Genomic DNA, 16,200 nt, shown 5'->3' on the forward strand with positions numbered 1-16,200 from the left:
GCGGACCAATGGCAGCGCTTGCGATACCCACGCATCCTAAACCGCGGCAAAGTTCGGTCAGGACCAGACCTTTGGCGCCATTATGTTCGTTGCTTTCGCCTACCGGCCGATGGCCGAACTAGTCGAACCTTTGCCCGCGTGCCCAGCTCGTCGACCTGCCATGAGGCCCGGTGAGACGTTGGGCACTTGCGCTCAGGTCGATCGCTAGCATCAAAGCATGAACGGTGCGTTGATGGACAATCAGAAATTGCACCGATCGGTCGTGCCACGTCGGGGCCATTCGTGAGACCACGCCGACGACAAACGGGGCCTTCCCGCCGCGTGCGTCCGTTACACCCTCACTGCCTCGCCTGCCACCGGTCTCTGCTACCGTTTTACCGGGGCGAACGGGACCGACCGCCGCCACCCGCCCAACCAGCTGTCGCGCCGCTGGTCCGGGTGCTCGATGTTCCATATGCGGTGACGCGCGAAATACCATGATGCGGCAAGGACGAAGATTTCGGAGACCGCGGAACCCAACAGCGACCACGGCGGAGGCGCGATTGCCAGCAGGATTGCGATCAGCGCCAGCCCCACGACTGCGCCACCGGTCGTGATGAAGGCGACGGTCCGGAAATCGCCGAGGATCTCAAGGATGATGCGAGGCATGACATAAAGCATGACCGGGATGAAATTCGCGATCACGAAAAGTCCGATGAATCCGACCGAGGCATCCTGGAGGGCCTGGGATTTTATCATCGGCAGGACGAATAGGATGGCACATCCATAGACGAGGCCACCGATCCCCATGACCAGCGACCAGATCTTCGCTTGCGCCCAGACACGACCTGTTTCGTTGTTGCGCATCAGCTTCGCCAGCTCCGGCTGCGTCATGTTGAAGAGAGCAAGGCTGATGATGCGCAGTGGGGCAAACAGCACGAGGACCGCCGCCAGCGGCGCGTAAGCGGCGGGTCCGGCAATGCCCGCGACCAGCAGGGCCAGGCATTGACCCTGGATGTTCGTGGTGGTCGCGCTGAACGCCGACCAGCGCAGCTGCGGCCAGAGCCTTGTATAGCGGCGGCGCGTCGGCATGCGGAAGCTGATGCGAGGTGTGCGGCGCGCCAGCCGAACCAGAACGACGATGCCGAGCAGATTTGCGGCCGCAAGCGCATAAAACACGGTTTGCAGCGCGTCCTTCGCCAACCACATGGTCAGTCCGGTCAGGATGATGCCGGTAATCGTGAAAGCGGCGTCGCTGATGGAGACGATCACCTGCTGGCGCCGAGCGAACAGTGCCGTGCGCATGTGGCTGCGCAGCGACCATGCGCCGACGAAGCAGCCGGCGGCGATGCCGCTCGGATCGCCCAGCAGATGCATCAGGATCGCCGTGCTGCCCGCCATCAGCAGCGACACCACAAGCGCCGCTGTTCCGAAGGCCACGTCATGGGCATCGACGCCGGCACTGTTGGTGCTCTTGCCCATCCATATCGAGGCGGGGACGGCAGTGAGCGAGCGGATGTACGACAGGCCGACGCCGCCCATCACCATGCCGATGGCGAAGAGACCGTAACCTTGCGCCGACAGTATGTGCAGCAGCGCGATGTTGAGGGCAAAGTGAAAGCCGCTCTGCATCGCCTCGCCGCCGACCATCAGCACGAGGCGTCGCAGCAGATGGACCGGGAATTTCACGGCCGGGTCTCCGCCTGGTGGGCGGTTGCCGGCCTGCCCGGCCTCGCCATCGTCACTTTCAGCTTGTCGGCGGCGATCGCCGCGATCGCGGCCGCTGCGACCGGTTCGCTGAAGACTGTCTCGTAGCGCGCGCGGCCGGCAGCAACAAAACCGCGCCAGGCCTCGGGCCGCAGGATGATGGCCTGCAATTTCGCGGCAAGGGCGGCGGCGTTGTTCGGCGGAACATGCCAGCCGGTCTCTCCATCGCTGACCACCTCGACCAGCCCGCCGATCGCCGACACCAGTGGCGGCCGACCATAGGCCATCGCCTCGATGGCGACGCGGCCCAGCGATTCCGGACGCCGCGACGGAACGGTGACGATGTCGGCCCAGCGGTAGTGTTGCGAGGGATCCGGTATGAACGGCAGCACACTGACGCGATCGGCCAATCCCATTGTGTTCACCAGCTCGGCCAAGGCCAGTTCGCGCTCGGTGCTTTCGAAAGCGCCGCCCACCAGCCGCACTTCGATGCGCGAGCGCAATTCCGGCGGCATCGAGGCGACCGCCTCGAGCAGCACCTCCTGGCCCTTGATCCTGTTGATGCGGCCGAGCAGCAGCACCCGCAACGGCCGGCTGCCGTCATAGCGCATCGGCTCGACCGCAGGCGGGCCGGCAACGCCATTATAGACCACATGCGTGCGTGAACGTCCGGCAATGCCGAAAGCGGCGCGCGTGGCGCGTGAATTGAAGATCAGGTCGGCATGGCTCCAGCGCATCAAGGCGACCAGGATCGTGCGCATGAAACCTTCGGGGATCTCGTGGATATGCAGGACAGCCTTGTGAGGCAGCAGGCGGGCGGCCAGCGCATAGTCGGCCACGATCGAGGTGTTGACATAGACCAGATCGCATTGCCTCAGACGTCGCCATGCCCGCCATAGGGCCAGCGGCAGGCGCGCCATCTCGACGGTCGCGAGGCGCAGGATGGCTTGGCGCCGCAACACCCAGAGCGGCTCGAAGACGATCCGGCTGGCATGCGGTTCGAGGATCTGCACGATCGGCCCGCTGCGCGGCAGCACGACTTCGATGTCGGCGGACGGAAACGCGGCGCGCAGGGCTGCGACGCTTTCCGCGAAGCTTCGGTCGGAGCCATAGAGTTCGTAGCCCTGATGAACGCAGGCAATCCGCATCTTAATATCCCGCCAGGTTCATACCCCATCCAGCATCGCGCGAGGCGGATGGCTGCAGAAGTCCAGGAGCAAGGATCATGCCCGGTCCGCTTTCCCAGGCGGTTAGGCCGAGGAACCCCGGCAACGCCTCGTTCCGGTACAGATACGCCCGGAAAGTTGACCGATAATGAAACAACCCCGGCGTTTGGTAAGAATTTTTTACGACGTTCTGCGACAGTTGCTCCCACTCTTGCCCGGCTGGAAGTCGCAGGGTGGGTTCTGGTGCAATGAACATTCCGGAAAGTCCCGTCGGCCATGACATCAAAGCCCTCCATCCTGATCCTGGGAACGCGCGGCATACCCGCGGCCCATGGCGGTTTTGAAACCTTCGCCGAGAAGCTGGCGCTTTTCCTCGCCGGACGCGGCTGGAGGGTCGGCGTTTACTGCCAGGACGAAGTCGAGCGTGTCGAGCACAGGGCGCGCAGCGAAACCTGGCGCGGCATCGAACTCATCCACATCCAGGTCGCCTCGAAAGGTCCGCGCGCGACGCTGGAATTCGACTGGCAATGCGTGCGCGATGCCGTGCGGCGGCCCGGCGTGTGCCTCGTGCTGGGTTACAATGGCGCGCTTTTCCTGACCTGGCTCAGGCTGATGCGGCGCAAGATCATGATCAACATGGACGGCATCGAATGGCGCCGCCCCAAATGGGGCTCGGCGGCGCGAAGCTGGTTCTGGCTCAACGAATGGATCGGCGCCTGGACCTCGCATCGCCTCGTCGCCGATCATCCTGTCATCGCCGATCATCTGGCGACACGCCGGCCGCGCAGCGCGATCGTCACCATCCCCTATGGCGGCGATCCGGTGACGACGGCGCCGGAGGCACCGGTCAGGGCGCTCGGGCTCGAACCTGGAAAGTACCTGATCTCGATCGCGCGCATCGAGCCCGACAACAACATCCTGCCGATCGTCGAAGCCTTTTGCAGCAAAAAGCGCGACATGAAGCTGGTGGTGCTTGGAACGCTCTCAGATGAAATCCCCTATCACGCCGCCATCCGCAAGGCCGCGAACGGCTCGGTGGTTCTGCCCGGGGCCATCTATGACCAGGCGACCGTGAAGGCGCTGCGGTACCACGCGCGCGCCTATATGCATGGCCACACGGTCGGCGGCACCAACCCGTCATTGGTCGAGGCGCTGGCGGCCGGCAACATGGTGATCGCCCACGACAATCCCTACAACAGGTGGACCGCGGGCGCCGCCGCCCTCTATTTCACCGATACCGGCACTTGCGCCGGCCGGATCGATCGGGCCATCGAAGACGACGCCCTGGTCGAGAGTTGCGGTGAGGCCGCCAGGGCGCGCGCCCGCGAAGCCTTCCGCTGGGAAGACGTGCTGCTGGCCTATGAGAATGAAGCCTTCCGGCTGCTCGGCGTCGTCGCCGGCGAGGCCGTTCCGGTCGACCATCCCTCGCACGCATGACGACGTGGTCGCGCCGGCGGGTTCTCGGAGCGGCGCTGTCCACGGCGGCGTTGTTCGCGCCGCTTTCTCCCGTGTCGTCCAGCCTGGCCGCCACCGGCGAATGGCGCTTCCGGCGCGGCGTCAACGCCTTCCCCTGGTTTTCGCTGACGCGCGAATTCCCCGCACCCCGTACCGACTACGACTGGCCTCCATTCCAGCAGCGGCCGGTCCCGACGGCGGCCGATCTGCGCAGGCTGCGCGCGACGGGTCTCGATTTCATCCGCCTGCCGGTCGATCCCGGCCCGTTCCTGGCCGGCGATGCCGGCACGCGCGGCCGTTTGCTGGCGATGCTCGATCGGGCCGTCAACGCCGCCCTCGACGCCGACCTCGGCATCATCGTCAACGTGCAGGCCAATAGCGCGACCCACTATTGGAATCCGGACCGCATGGTCTCCAGCACTGCCGCGCCCGCCTTCGATCTCTATCGGACGCTGATCGGCGAGCTTGCCGGCCGGCTGGCGCGGTTTTCATCGGGCAAGGTCGCGCTGGAGCCGGTCAACGAGCCGCAGCAATCCTGCGAGTCCAACGTCTGGTCGCAGGTCCAGTTCGCGCTCCTGACCGAAGCCAGGGCATCGTCCGTTACCCTGCCGCTGGTCGTGACCGGTGGCTGCGGCTCTATGGTGAGCGGGCTGACCGCGCTCGATCCGGCGCCGCTCTCGCGCTTCGAACCGATCCTGTTCACCTTCCACTTCTATGAGCCCTACCTGTTCAGCCACCAGGGCGCGCCGTGGATGAGCGAACCCGTCTACCGTTCGCTCAACAACGTGCCGTGGCCCGCCTCGGCCGGTTCGCTCGAGGCGACGCTGGCTTCGGTGCGGGCGCGCATGGCCGAGGACGCCGAAACCTCCGAAGCGGACAAGAAAGCCGCCTACGCGGAAACCGAGCGCGTGCTGAAGGTCTATTTTGACGCCCAGCCCGGCCGCTGGTTCATCGACAAATACCTTAGCCAGGCGCGCGATTGGGCGGGTAGCCATGACATCGCGCCCGAACGCATCATCATGGGCGAGTTCGGCGCGCTGCGCACCGACGCCCACTATGTCGCCGCGCCCGATCCCGACCGCGCCCGCTACATCGCCGACGTCAGGCAAAGCGCAGAGTCGTTCGGCTTTGCCTGGGCCTTCTGGGCCCTCTTCGACGGCATGGGCATGATGGACGACACCACGCGCGCCCTGGACCCGGCGATGATCGAGGCGCTTGGGCTGGAGATGCCGGGCTAGACGGCCTATCCCCGTCGCTTGTCCTTGCTTCCGTCAAGCGGAGGCAGCGATCGCCGAGGCGAAGTCGCGATATGGGCGCAGTGGGCGTCCGAGCAAGGCAGTCAGGCGCTCGACGTCGCCGGCCTCAGGCAGCATCCCGTTGGTCAAGAACCGCTCGCCCATCAGGCGCATGTCGTAGGCCATCCAGGCGGGCAAGAGTTGCTTGAGATTTTGCTCGAAGCCTTCGGTATTGTCGCCGCCGTAGTTGATCGGGCGGCCAAGCACCTCTGACCAGATTGCGGCGATATCCGTCCCGGTCAGTGTCTCCGGGCCGACGAGGTTGATCCGGTCGAGCACAAGCGGCTCCGCAGACTGTTCGCGGCGCAGCAGCTCGAGGGCGGCGATCTCGGCGATATCACGCACGTCGATCATGGCGAGCCCTTTGGCGCCGATCGGCATTGGGTAGGTGCCGTAGCCGGTGATGACGTCTTCGATCATCAGATCGTTCTGGATGAAGTAGGCCGGGCGCAAGATCGTAGCCTTGAAGTCCATCTCCTCGATCATGCGCTCGACGCCGAACTTGCCCGCGAAATGGGGTACGTTCACATAGACGTCAGCGTGGACCACCGACAGATAGACGATCCGCTCGATGCCGGCAGATCGGGCGACGTTGAGCGCGACCAAAGCTTGGGTGAATTCGTCCGGTACCACGGCGTTCAAGAGGAACAGAGTAGAGACTCCGGACATGGCTTTCCGCAGCGAATCGACATCGAGAAAGTCGCCTTGCACGACGGAGACGCCTGCCGGGAAGTTGGCTTTCGACGGATCGCGGACGAGAGCACGCACATCTGCGTCGCGCTTGACGAGATGTTCGACGACTTGGCGGCCAATGTTGCCCGTGGCGCCGGTAACGAGAATGGTCATGAAATTTCTCCTGTTGGATTGCTTGACAGCTCCAATATGTGTGTCTCACTAACAGCCCAACAGGCGGAAATTTTAGACACGTCGTCTCACTGGTGGAACACACATGGACCTCCTTGCCCTCGCCGATTTCAATCTCGTTGCCCGTCATGGCGGCTTCGGCAAAGCGGCAAGGGCGACCGGCCGGCCCAAGGCAACCCTGTCCCGGCGCGTTGGCGAACTGGAAAGCAGTCTTGATCTGCGCCTGTTTGAACGGGGTGCGCGTAACCTCAAGCTCACCGAAGAAGGACGGGCGCTCTTCGAGCGGACGGGAGCGTTGCTCGCCGAACTCGACGAGACCGCTTCGGCAATTGCCTCGGGCGGTCAGAGACCGAAGGGGAAGCTACGGATCAGCGCGCCTTTGCATTTTTCTCAGACCGCAATGGGAAGGATCGCTGCGGGGTTTGCCCTCAAATATCCGGAGGTGAGGCTGGAGGTCACGACCGAGGACCGGGCCGTGGACATGATCGAGGAAGGCTACGACCTGGTGATCCGGGTCAATCCGGATCCCGACGAAAGCCTGGTCGGACGGGCGTTTCTGCGCGATCGCCTGGTCCTGGTGGCTCGCCCCGACCTTCCTCGCCCGACCGGTGGACTCGCCGCTCCTGGCGTTGCGCGCGGGGCAGGCGATCTGCAGACATTGCACGTGAAGACACAAGGCGGCCGGTCAACGATCACGATCGAGCCGGTCGTCGCCTTGTCGACGCTCATCATGGTCCGGGACGCGGTGCGGGCCGGCGTCGGTGCGGCACGTCTTCCCATTTCGTTGGTGAGCCACGACCTGGCTGACGGCACACTGGTAAGTTGGGGGGAGATCGACGGCCCCGAGATCGCTCTATGGACGCTCTACCCCTCTCGACGGCTGCTCAGCGCGCGAGTGTCGGCGTTCATGGACTTTCTAAAACAGGCCTTCCCAAACGGGACGCCCGACGAACTGGCTGCCTATATTGGCAGGTGACGACCGTGCCCGCTTTCGGGCGTGGAAAGTCCTAAGAAGCGCTTTCCCGGCGTCATGGCTGAGCCCCATGTCACATGCGATCCGTCTTTGCGAAACACAGGGGATCAGCCGCTAACGGCGGAGAGGCTGCGCTCTTCGCCGGTCGTCTCCAATTGCGCGCACTGCTTGCGCCTCTTGCCGCGCCACGGCCCGCGCCGGCCGGTACAGCACCAGCGCCAGCACCACGAATTTGGTCAACAGCGTCGTCTTGGAGGCGAGGGTCTCGGAGGTGTTGAGCAGGATCAGCCAGCCCAGCATGGGCAGCCAGATGCCGGGATGGCAGCGGCGTGCCACCTCGTGCATGAACAGCACGAAGCCGAACAGCATCAGCAGGGTAAAGAAGGCGCCCTGATAGAGCACCATGCGTATGATCGGGTTCTCGATGCCTTGTTCCAGGCCGTTGATGCGGCGCATGCTTTCGATCAGATCGATATCAGGCCCCACGATCAGGTCGCCCAGCCCCAGATTCTTGAAGAGGTCGAACATTTCGACGCGGGCATTGGCGCTGCCGCTGTCGGAAACGAAGCGCTCCAGCAGCGCGTCGAAGAAGCCGTAGGAAAAGAGAAGGGCGACCGCCACCGGCAGCAGCGTGGCGAGCAGGACCGCAAGGGCCGCGCCCAGCAGGCTGACGCGTCCATGCCGCAGATAGGCCACGCCCCTGAAAAGCAGATAGATGCCGCCGAGCGCGAGCGTGATCACCATCGCCGAACGTCCGCCGAAGGCGACCAGCGCCGCGGTTTGCAGGCCGATCAGCGAAAGCCGCAGCGGCATCGACAGCGACCGTGAGCCGGAGAGCAGCGCCAGCACATAGACCGCGGTGATCGTGGCATTGGCCAGCGGATGGCCCTGAAGCGCGGTCGAGCGCAGGTCCGTGAACACCTCGCCGTCGAGCCGGTAGGGAAACACCAGCGTCTTGGTCGCGAACTCGAACAGCGCCAGCACCGCATTCGCCGACATCACCGCGTGAACGACCGTCTGCAGCCGCGCGAAGGTCCGGTCGTCGTCCTCGGCCAGCATCAGCACCAGCAGCGCCGCCGTCACGAACGTATCGACCATGCCCGCCATGCCCGGGCGATGCCTGACGACGACCACCACCAGGAGCACGACCGAGATGACCGCCATCAGCGCGCTGGCCGGCCGCCGGTCGGCAACGGCAGCCATATAGCCGACCGGATTGCCGAACGTGCATGAACGCCAGGCAAACACCAGCACCAGGAGATAGGTCGACGGATGGATCTTGGTGGCCGGACTGCCGAGCAGGCCGTCGTAATTGTAGCCCACCAGCCATAGCATGCCGCCGGAAACGGCGAACAGCACCGCCACCGTGACGACCAGGCCGAAGCGGGTCACCCAGTCGACGGAACTGCCGGCGCGGGATGCGGCGGCGGCTTGACCCGGCGCGGCCCAGCCGGCTGCCGGGCTGGCGGGCCGGACGGCGGCCATGTCAGGCCGCCTCGTCGATCAGCAAGGCGCCGGTCGGCAACCGCCCCATGACGGAAATGGCCTGCGAGGCCGCCGCGACATCGCGCATCGGCGTCGAGTTCAGCGTGGCGACGAGCAGGATTTCGTCGGCCATCGCTACCAGCGGCGAGGCATTGAGATTGTCGGCCAGCGCACCGCCATCGATGACGACGAGTTCGAAGTGGCGGCCCGCCTGGACCAACATCTGCTGGGCAAAATAGACGCCCTGCGCCTCCTGGAAGACGGCCTTTGACCGGCCCCTCCCCAAAAGCGCGACATTGCTGCCGGGCGTATACTGGCTCAACGCCTCGATACCGTACTCACCGCGAAGCACGTCGAGCACGCCCGGCTGCTGATCTTTCTGGCCGCCGCCGGCATTGGTATCGATGAACAGGATACGGCCGCCTCGGGCGGCCGCGGCATTGGCCAGCAAGCGCGCCACCCTGCCGCGATGCGCGGCGTCCTCGGGCGGCGACGTCACCAGTATGGACGGCACCAGCGGCCAGTCCGGCGGACGCCGGCCCGACGAGAACATGCGCCTCAGCGCCAGCCCGACGACCGCGTCCGTCTTCTGGCTGGCCGCGGCGGCCGCGCCGCCAAAAGGCCACCAGCGGCGGGTGTTGCCCGATTTTGCCGGCACCACGCCAAGCACCGGCGCGTCGATGGCCGATTGCATCTGCGCGCTGGAAAGCACTGTCGGCGAGGAATATTCCGCGATCAGCGCCAGGCCGGTGCCGAGCCCCAGGCCGCCGAAGAGCGCGCCCAGGACAAGCAGCGACAGCGGCGGCCAGCTCTTCTTCAGGGCCGGCATGGCACTGGAGATGATCCGCGCATTGGTGCTGTCGACGTTGATCTGCTCGCGCGTCTCCTGCACACGCTGCAGATAGTTGGCATAGACGGAGCGAACGGCCTCGAGATCGCGCTGCAACTCGCGCAGCTTGACCGAAGCCTGGTCCGTATCGAGCGACTTGGTTTTCATGCCGGCGACCTTGGCCTCCAGCGCCTGCTGGTTGGCCAGCGCTCGCTCGTAGTCGGTCTCGGCAGCCGCTCCGATGCGGCCGAGCTCTCGCCCGATCAGCGCACGCGTGTCGCGCAGCTGCTGCTGCGCCGCGATCATCGAGGGATGGCGTGGCCCAAGTTCCGTGCCGAACTGCGATACCTTGTCGACAAGCGTCGCCTCCTGCGCCCTGAGGCTCGAAATCACCGAGGAGCGCATCGCTTCCGAGGTCGCGTCCGGCGCCCCGCCCGACCTGCGCAACTGGTCGACCTGCGCCTTCAGCGCCGCGGTGCGGCTTTGCGCCGCCGAAAGCTGCGTATTCAGCTCGGTCAGTTCCTGGTCGCTGACCAGATTGCCCGCCGCCATCACCATGTTGTTGGCGGACCTGTAGGCCTCGACGGCATTCTCGGCCTGCTGGACGCGCTTGCGTTGCTCATCCAGCCGCGCGGCGATGGCGTCCGAAGCGTCCTTGGCCATCCGTGCGCGTGAGCTCGCCTGATCTGCCAGATAGGCCTGCGCGATCGCATTGGCCAGCATCGCCGACTTCTCGGCATTCTTCGTGGTGATGATCACCTCGATGACCAGCACCTTGTCCGCTCGCCGCACCGCCAGGCGTGCGCGCAACGCATCGAGCGTCTTGGCCGTTTTGTCGGCTTCGCCCGATCCCGAACCCAGCAATCCGCCGAGTAAACGTCCCAGCATGCCCTGCCCGTTGAATTCAGGATCCTCGGTCAGGTTGGTCGCCTTGATGGCCCTGAGCAGCACTCCCGTCGATTGGACGACGCTGACCTGGCTTTCCACACGGGTTATGCCGCCGTCGGGCGGCACCTGGCTCGGATTGACGTCGTTGCTGACCACCTGCAGGTCCTGCGGATCGATGATGATTTCCGCCGCCGAGCTGTAGAGCGCCGGCGTCAAAAGCCCATAGAGCAGGGCGCCGAGGGTCAGCAGCGCGGTGATGGCAAAGATGAGGAAACGGCGGCGCACCAGTATGCGCTTCACGTCGCCCAGCTCGACGGTCGAGGCCGGGTAGGACGGCGCCGACGGCACCGCTTCGGGCGCGTATTGCATCGCCTCCGGAGCGTATTGTTGCGGCAACGAGAGCAGGGATGATTGCAAGGGTCGCTCCGACAACACTCCATGCGCCTGCAAAGATAAGATTGCGGCTTTGTCTTAGCTATGCTTCCAACTGTTAAAACACTGTTAATTATATTGAGAGCTCTTGTGATTTCTGGCACGGAGTTTGCCTAGAAGAGGCACGAGTGTTGGAACGGCGCGGGCAACGGGGAGACGACATGGAATGGGGCAACGCTTCATCCGTCCGGCCGTTTCCCGCGTCCAAACACTGGCCCAATATCGAACACAACGAGGATGCGACATGCAGGTGAGCCTGCGCCTGGACAGCGAATGCCCGCGTGCCTTTCACCTGACGCTACTGGAGCGCCTGGCGGCGCTGGCGCATGTCGAGGTCTCCGTCGATCTCAGGCCGGCCGAGGGCGGCATACCACCCAGCGCCGCGGCGCTGTTTCAGCTGGAAACGGCCATCCATGGCCTGTCCGCGAACGGACTGGCGAAACGCCTGCCGCTTTCGGCGCTGGCGCCCTATCAAGCGCGGCCGCCGGCAGCGCCCGATCTGGTGATCGACCTCTGCGGCGACGTGCAGCGCGAAGGAACCCGCGTCTGGCGCGTGACCTATGATGGCGCCGCGGGCGAAGCAGCCCTGCTGGCGCTGATCCTCGATGGGCGAACGCCGATTGGCCGTATAGAGGAAAACGGTACGTACCTCGCCGAAGGCCGCTTGGGCACCGAATATGGCGGCATCGCGCTTGCCTCGTTCCAGGATATGCTGGCGCGCACCGCGAGCCTGATCCTGGCGGCGATGACCGGCGCCGCGCGGCACGCTCTCCCCGTCCTGCCGGAGCCGGCGCACGGCAATGCCGCGCCCGCCATGCCGTCCGCCGCCAAGCTTGGCGTCAGGGCCGGCAAGGCGCTGGCGCGGCGCGTCGTCCAGAAGATCTACCATCTCTGCTACAACGCCCCGCACTGGAAGGTCGGCTGGCGGCAAACGCAGGGGCAGGACCTGCTCGACCTGCGGGCGCATCCGGCAACGGGCTGGCAGGTGCTTCCCGACGACGGCAGCCGCTTCTACGCCGACCCATTCCCGATCCTGTATCAGGGCAAGGTGACCCTGTTCGTCGAGGACTATATCCACCGTCTGGGCCGGGCCATCATCTCCGCCGTGCCGTTCGGCCCGTCGGGGCCGATCGGCCGCCCGGAACCGGTGCTCGACCTGCCCTATCACCTGTCCTATCCGTTCGTCTTCGAGCGCGACGGCGAAGTCTGGATGGTGCCGGAGAGCTGCGCCAACCGCACGGTCGACCTCTACCGCGCCACCGCCTTCCCTGGCGGCTGGGTCAAGGAAGCGACGCTGCTGTCAGACATCGTCGCCAGCGACGCCACCCTGGTCGAGCATGGCGGACGATGGTGGCTGTTCGCCACCGTCAGGGACGGCGGCGGCGCCTTTTCCGACGCGCTGCATCTGTGGTCGGCGCCGGACTTTCGCGGACCGTGGACGCCGCACCCCAAAAACCCCGTCCTGATCGACATCGCCTCGGCGCGACCGGCGGGCCGCATGGTAGAACGGGAGGGCCAATTGCTGCGCCCCGTGCAGGACTGCCGCAGGAGCTATGGCGCGGCGCTCGGCATCGCACGCATTGTTCACCTCGATTTGGACGGCATGAGCCAGGTTGTCGAGACCATCTTGACGCCTGGCGCGTTATGGAGCGGGCGCAAGCTGCACACGCTCAACGAGGCGGGCGGCCTTGAATTCATCGACGGTTCCGCGATCGCGCCGCGCTGGAAGCAAACGAGCGGCGGGCGCTGACGACGGCCTGCGCATAAGGTCGATACGGCCCTCTGGCAAAAAGCCCCCGCCAGTCATGGCCGGCGGGGTGAGGCTCTGGAGTAAGCCGGAATCGGTCCGGCATGGATCAACGTATGGAGCGGTGGTTGGTTGCGGCGCCAGAAGCGCATTCCCTTTCCCTTTTTTGGGCCCTTGTACAAGAACGGCCCCTCGCCCCAGCCGCAATCCCGCCTTTCTTGTCGCGAAATTTTCCTCCTCCGTATGCATGTTGTAAGTCGTTTAATCCGGGATAGATTGCATCCAGAAGGGCGCCAAAACGATCGCGCCGGGAGGAATTCGCCATGTCCGACAGCGCCCTGCCGCTGGTCATCAGCGCGCCCGAACCGCGCACGCTCGACCTCATCTTCACGCCGCCGCAGCTGGCGCGCTTCAAGGCGAAATATCGCATCGTCGAGACGACGCCGGACGGCGTGGCGAAACTGCCGGCCGATGTGCTAGCCGAGGCCCGCTACATCGTCGGCCAGCCGCCGATCGCGGCCGAGACGCTGGAGAAGATGAAGGCGCTGCGCTGCGTCTTCAATGTCGAGAGCAACCTCATCGACAACATGCCCTATGAAACGCTGTTCGCGCGCGGCATCCATGTCGTCACAACGGGCCTGGTCTTCGCCGAGCCGGTGGCCGAGCTCGGCCTTGCCATGGCGCTCAACCTCGCCCGCGGCATCGTCGATGCCGACCTTGCCTTCCGCAAGGGCGAGGAATTGTGGGGCGGCGACGGCAACCGGACGGCGCGGCTGTTGTCAGGCGCCGATGTCGGCATCATCGGCTTCGGCGATCTCGGCCGCGCGCTGAACCGGCTGCTGTCGGGTTTCCGCACCAGGACAAAAGTCTTCGATCCCTGGCTGCCGCCGTCGATTCTAATCGACAATGGCGTCGAGCCGGCCGCGATGGACGAGGTGCTGTCCGCCAGCGACTTCGTCTTCGTCGTCGCCTCGGTGACCAGCGAGAACCAGGGCTTCCTCGGCGCCGACGCCTTCGCCAGGATGCGCAAAGGCGCGGCCTTCATCCTGCTCAGCCGCGCCGGCGTGGTCGACTTCCCCGCTTTGATGGCGGCGGTGAAGGGCGGCCACATCCTCGCCGCCAGCGACGTCTTCCCCGAGGAGCCGCTGGCGCGGGACCACCCGGTGCGCGCCTTGCCCGGCTTCCTGCGCTCGGCCCACCGCGCCGGGGCGCTCGACATCGCCTTCAAGCGCATGGGCGACATGGTGCTGGAGGACATGGACCTGATCGACCGCGGCCTGCCGCCGCTGCGCTCCAAGCGCGCCGAGCGCGAAACGGTCTCGCGCATGCGCTCAAAGCCGGTGGACAGGAACTGACAGGGCGGCGACGTCCCTCGCGTCGCTTGACAAAAGCATGGCCAGCGACGACCCTCGCCCGGCCCATCTGGGGGCTCGGCAAGCGGCAGGGACCGTCGGCGGTAATGGCGCAGCTGGCGGGCTCAAGGCCAATCGGTCCGGTTCTCTTTTTTCGCCATGGCAAGGCGGCAAGAGCGGCCCTCGCCATGAGGCTGTCGAAAACGCGACGGAGCGCGATGCTCAACACGATCGATTATGGCGGCAAGGAAGCCGATATCGTCCACGCGCTGGAGGAAGACATCATCTTCGGCAGGCTGGCGCCCGGCGCGCGCCTAGTCGAGGACGTGCTGCTCGCCCGCTTCCCGGTGTCGCGCCATACCATTCGACAGGCGCTCTATCAGCTCGAAAGGCTAGGCGTCGTCACGCGCGAGCGCAACAAGGGCGCCATGGTGCGGCGGCTGTCGCCCGACGAGGTACGGCAGATCTACGAGGTGCGCGAGATGCTGCAGCGCCAGGCGGCGCTGATGATCCGCCTGCCGGCGAGCGATGCGCTGATCGAAGAGCTGACGCAGATCCTCCGCATCTATAACGACCATGTCGAGAGCGGCTACCTGCGCGGCATCCACGAGGCCAATGATCGTTTCCATCTCACCATGTTCTCGGCCTGCGGCAATGCCTATCTGGTGGCCTCGATCGAGCATTACATGCGCCTCAGCCTGCCGGTGCGGGCTAACTCGCTGGCCGACAGGGAAAAGCTCGACATCTCGCGCCAGCACCACGCGATGATGATCGAGGCGCTGAAGCGCCGGGACAATTGGGTGCTGGCGCAGCTCTGCGTCGACCATTTGCAGCCCAGCAAGGCGTTCTATCTCCAGGAGATCGAGAGCGGCTGAGACCGCCCTGGCTAAAAGGCGCAAGACTGATAACAGGCCGAGCGGCGCCGGCGCCTTCTATCTCACCTTCACGACCACCTTGCCCTTGGCGCGCCCCGTCTCGACATAGGCCAGCGCCTCGTTGGTCTTTTCGAATGGGAATACCTGATCCATGACAGGGTGTATGACGCCGGATCGGATAAGTGACGTGATCCTGTTCATCTGATCGCCCTGCGCCCACATGAACAGGAACGAATATCCGACCCCGGCGCGTCTGGCCCTGCCGCGTATGCCGCGGCTCAGCAGGCGCAGGACCAGTTTCAGGACAATGTTGAGGCCTTTGGCCCTGGCAAATTCGGGATCCGGTGGACCGGAGATGGAGATGAGCTTTCCGCCCGGCTTCAGCACATGCAGGGATTTCTCGAGCGTCTTGGCGTCCTGGCTGTTCAGGACGACGTCGTAGCCATGCAGGACCTTCTCGAAGTCCTCCTTCTTGTAGTCGATGACGACATCGGCTCCGAGACGTCTCACCAGATCGGCGCTCGCGACGCTGGCCGTCGTCGCAACCGTGGCGCCGAGATGTTTTGCCAGTTGGATGGCGAATGTCCCCACACCGCCGGAGCCGGCCTGGATGAACACCTTCTGCCCTTTCTTCAGCCCTGCCCTGTCGACGAGCACCTGCCAGGCGGTCAGGCCGACCAGCGGAATGGAGGCCGCCTCCTCCATGCTGAGACTGTCGGGCTTCAAGGCCACGTCGGCTTCTTCGACGGCGATGAATTCGGCGAATGTCCCGATCCGTCCGTCGCGCGCCCGCGCATAGACTTCGTCGCCGGTCTTGAATTTGCGTACTTTCGACCCGACGCGAATGACGATGCCAGCCACGTCATGGCCAAGGATGAATGGCGGGCGGTAAGGCAATATGAGTTTGAACTCCCCGTCCCGGAGTTTGGAATCGAGAAGGTTTACGCCAGCGGCGTGGACCTCGATCAGGACATCGTTGTCGCGCGGTTCCGGCTCAGGCATCTCTGCAAGCCGCAGGGCGCCCTTCTTCTGATATTTGTCGACGACAAAGGCTTTCATCATATTCGCTTTCTTGAAATGAATCCCGATATCGGACAGGCTGGGCTTTCGGGGCAGCGAAACTGCTTGTGCGGGCACCGACTTGGCACGCTCC

12 protein-coding genes are annotated in these 16,200 nt (G+C 65.0%); 6 read left to right on the forward strand and 6 right to left on the reverse strand.

Annotation, left to right across the window (positions count from 1 at the left end; translation table 11 throughout):
• Positions 1 to 366: 366 nt before the first annotated feature.
• Complete coding sequence (locus FJ490_RS15060; protein ID WP_181165262.1) at positions 367 to 1,668, reverse strand: hypothetical protein; 1,302 nt, start codon at positions 1,666 to 1,668, stop codon at positions 367 to 369.
• Positions 1,665 to 2,834 (reverse strand): glycosyltransferase, encoded by a 1,170-nt coding sequence (locus tag FJ490_RS15065; protein ID WP_140728412.1) that lies wholly within the window; start codon positions 2,832 to 2,834, stop codon positions 1,665 to 1,667. Before FJ490_RS15065 ends, FJ490_RS15060 begins: the two co-directional genes overlap by 4 nt.
• A gap of 294 nt (positions 2,835 to 3,128) precedes the next feature.
• On the opposite strand from FJ490_RS15065, the gene FJ490_RS15070 reads away from it, so the two are divergent.
• On the forward strand, positions 3,129 to 4,289 hold the full coding sequence (locus tag FJ490_RS15070; protein WP_140728411.1) for a DUF1972 domain-containing protein: 1,161 nt from the start codon (positions 3,129 to 3,131) through the stop codon (positions 4,287 to 4,289).
• Positions 4,286 to 5,545, forward strand: coding sequence for a cellulase family glycosylhydrolase (locus FJ490_RS15075; RefSeq protein WP_140728410.1), 1,260 nt, complete (start codon positions 4,286 to 4,288; stop codon positions 5,543 to 5,545). The genes FJ490_RS15070 and FJ490_RS15075 overlap by 4 nt, the downstream gene beginning before the upstream one ends.
• A gap of 33 nt (positions 5,546 to 5,578) precedes the next feature.
• Here FJ490_RS15075 and FJ490_RS15080 read toward each other — a convergent pair whose 3' ends face one another.
• On the reverse strand, positions 5,579 to 6,448 hold the full coding sequence (locus FJ490_RS15080; protein WP_140499077.1) for an NmrA/HSCARG family protein: 870 nt from the start codon (positions 6,446 to 6,448) through the stop codon (positions 5,579 to 5,581).
• A gap of 103 nt (positions 6,449 to 6,551) precedes the next feature.
• Here FJ490_RS15080 and FJ490_RS15085 point away from each other — a divergent pair, with 103 nt between their 5' ends.
• A complete protein-coding gene (locus FJ490_RS15085; protein WP_140630565.1) occupies positions 6,552 to 7,442 on the forward strand; it encodes a LysR family transcriptional regulator in 891 nt (296 codons plus the stop codon).
• Between the two features lie 111 nt (positions 7,443 to 7,553).
• Here the strand turns inward: FJ490_RS15085 and FJ490_RS15090 are convergent, their stop codons facing one another.
• Both FJ490_RS15090 and FJ490_RS15095 read right to left on the reverse strand, forming a co-directional pair.
• Positions 7,554 to 8,924, reverse strand: coding sequence for a VpsF family polysaccharide biosynthesis protein (locus FJ490_RS15090; protein WP_210239461.1), 1,371 nt, complete (start codon positions 8,922 to 8,924; stop codon positions 7,554 to 7,556).
• A 1-nt stretch (position 8,925) separates the two neighbouring features.
• Entirely contained in the window at positions 8,926 to 11,058 is a 2,133-nt protein-coding gene (locus tag FJ490_RS15095; protein ID WP_140728409.1) for an exopolysaccharide transport family protein, read from the reverse strand.
• Between the two features lie 259 nt (positions 11,059 to 11,317).
• Here FJ490_RS15095 and FJ490_RS15100 point away from each other — a divergent pair, with 259 nt between their 5' ends.
• The 3 genes from FJ490_RS15100 (at position 11,318) to FJ490_RS15110 (ending at position 15,047) form a co-directional block, all read left to right on the forward strand.
• Complete coding sequence (locus FJ490_RS15100) at positions 11,318 to 12,823, forward strand: formyl transferase (RefSeq protein WP_140671045.1); 1,506 nt, start codon at positions 11,318 to 11,320, stop codon at positions 12,821 to 12,823.
• A gap of 320 nt (positions 12,824 to 13,143) precedes the next feature.
• The gene (locus tag FJ490_RS15105; protein ID WP_140499087.1) at positions 13,144 to 14,175 is read left to right on the forward strand and encodes a hydroxyacid dehydrogenase; all 1,032 of its coding nucleotides are present in this window, start codon (positions 13,144 to 13,146) and stop codon (positions 14,173 to 14,175) included.
• Between the two features lie 215 nt (positions 14,176 to 14,390).
• Entirely contained in the window at positions 14,391 to 15,047 is a 657-nt protein-coding gene (locus tag FJ490_RS15110; RefSeq protein WP_140499090.1) for a GntR family transcriptional regulator, read from the forward strand.
• Between the two features lie 57 nt (positions 15,048 to 15,104).
• Here the strand turns inward: FJ490_RS15110 and FJ490_RS15115 are convergent, their stop codons facing one another.
• Positions 15,105 to 16,106 (reverse strand): NADP-dependent oxidoreductase, encoded by a 1,002-nt coding sequence (locus FJ490_RS15115; RefSeq protein ID WP_140728503.1) that lies wholly within the window; start codon positions 16,104 to 16,106, stop codon positions 15,105 to 15,107.
• Positions 16,107 to 16,200 lie beyond the last annotated feature (94 nt).

The sequence above is a fragment of the Mesorhizobium sp. B2-5-11 genome, from assembly GCF_006440835.1.
GTDB lineage: Bacteria > Pseudomonadota > Alphaproteobacteria > Rhizobiales > Rhizobiaceae > Mesorhizobium.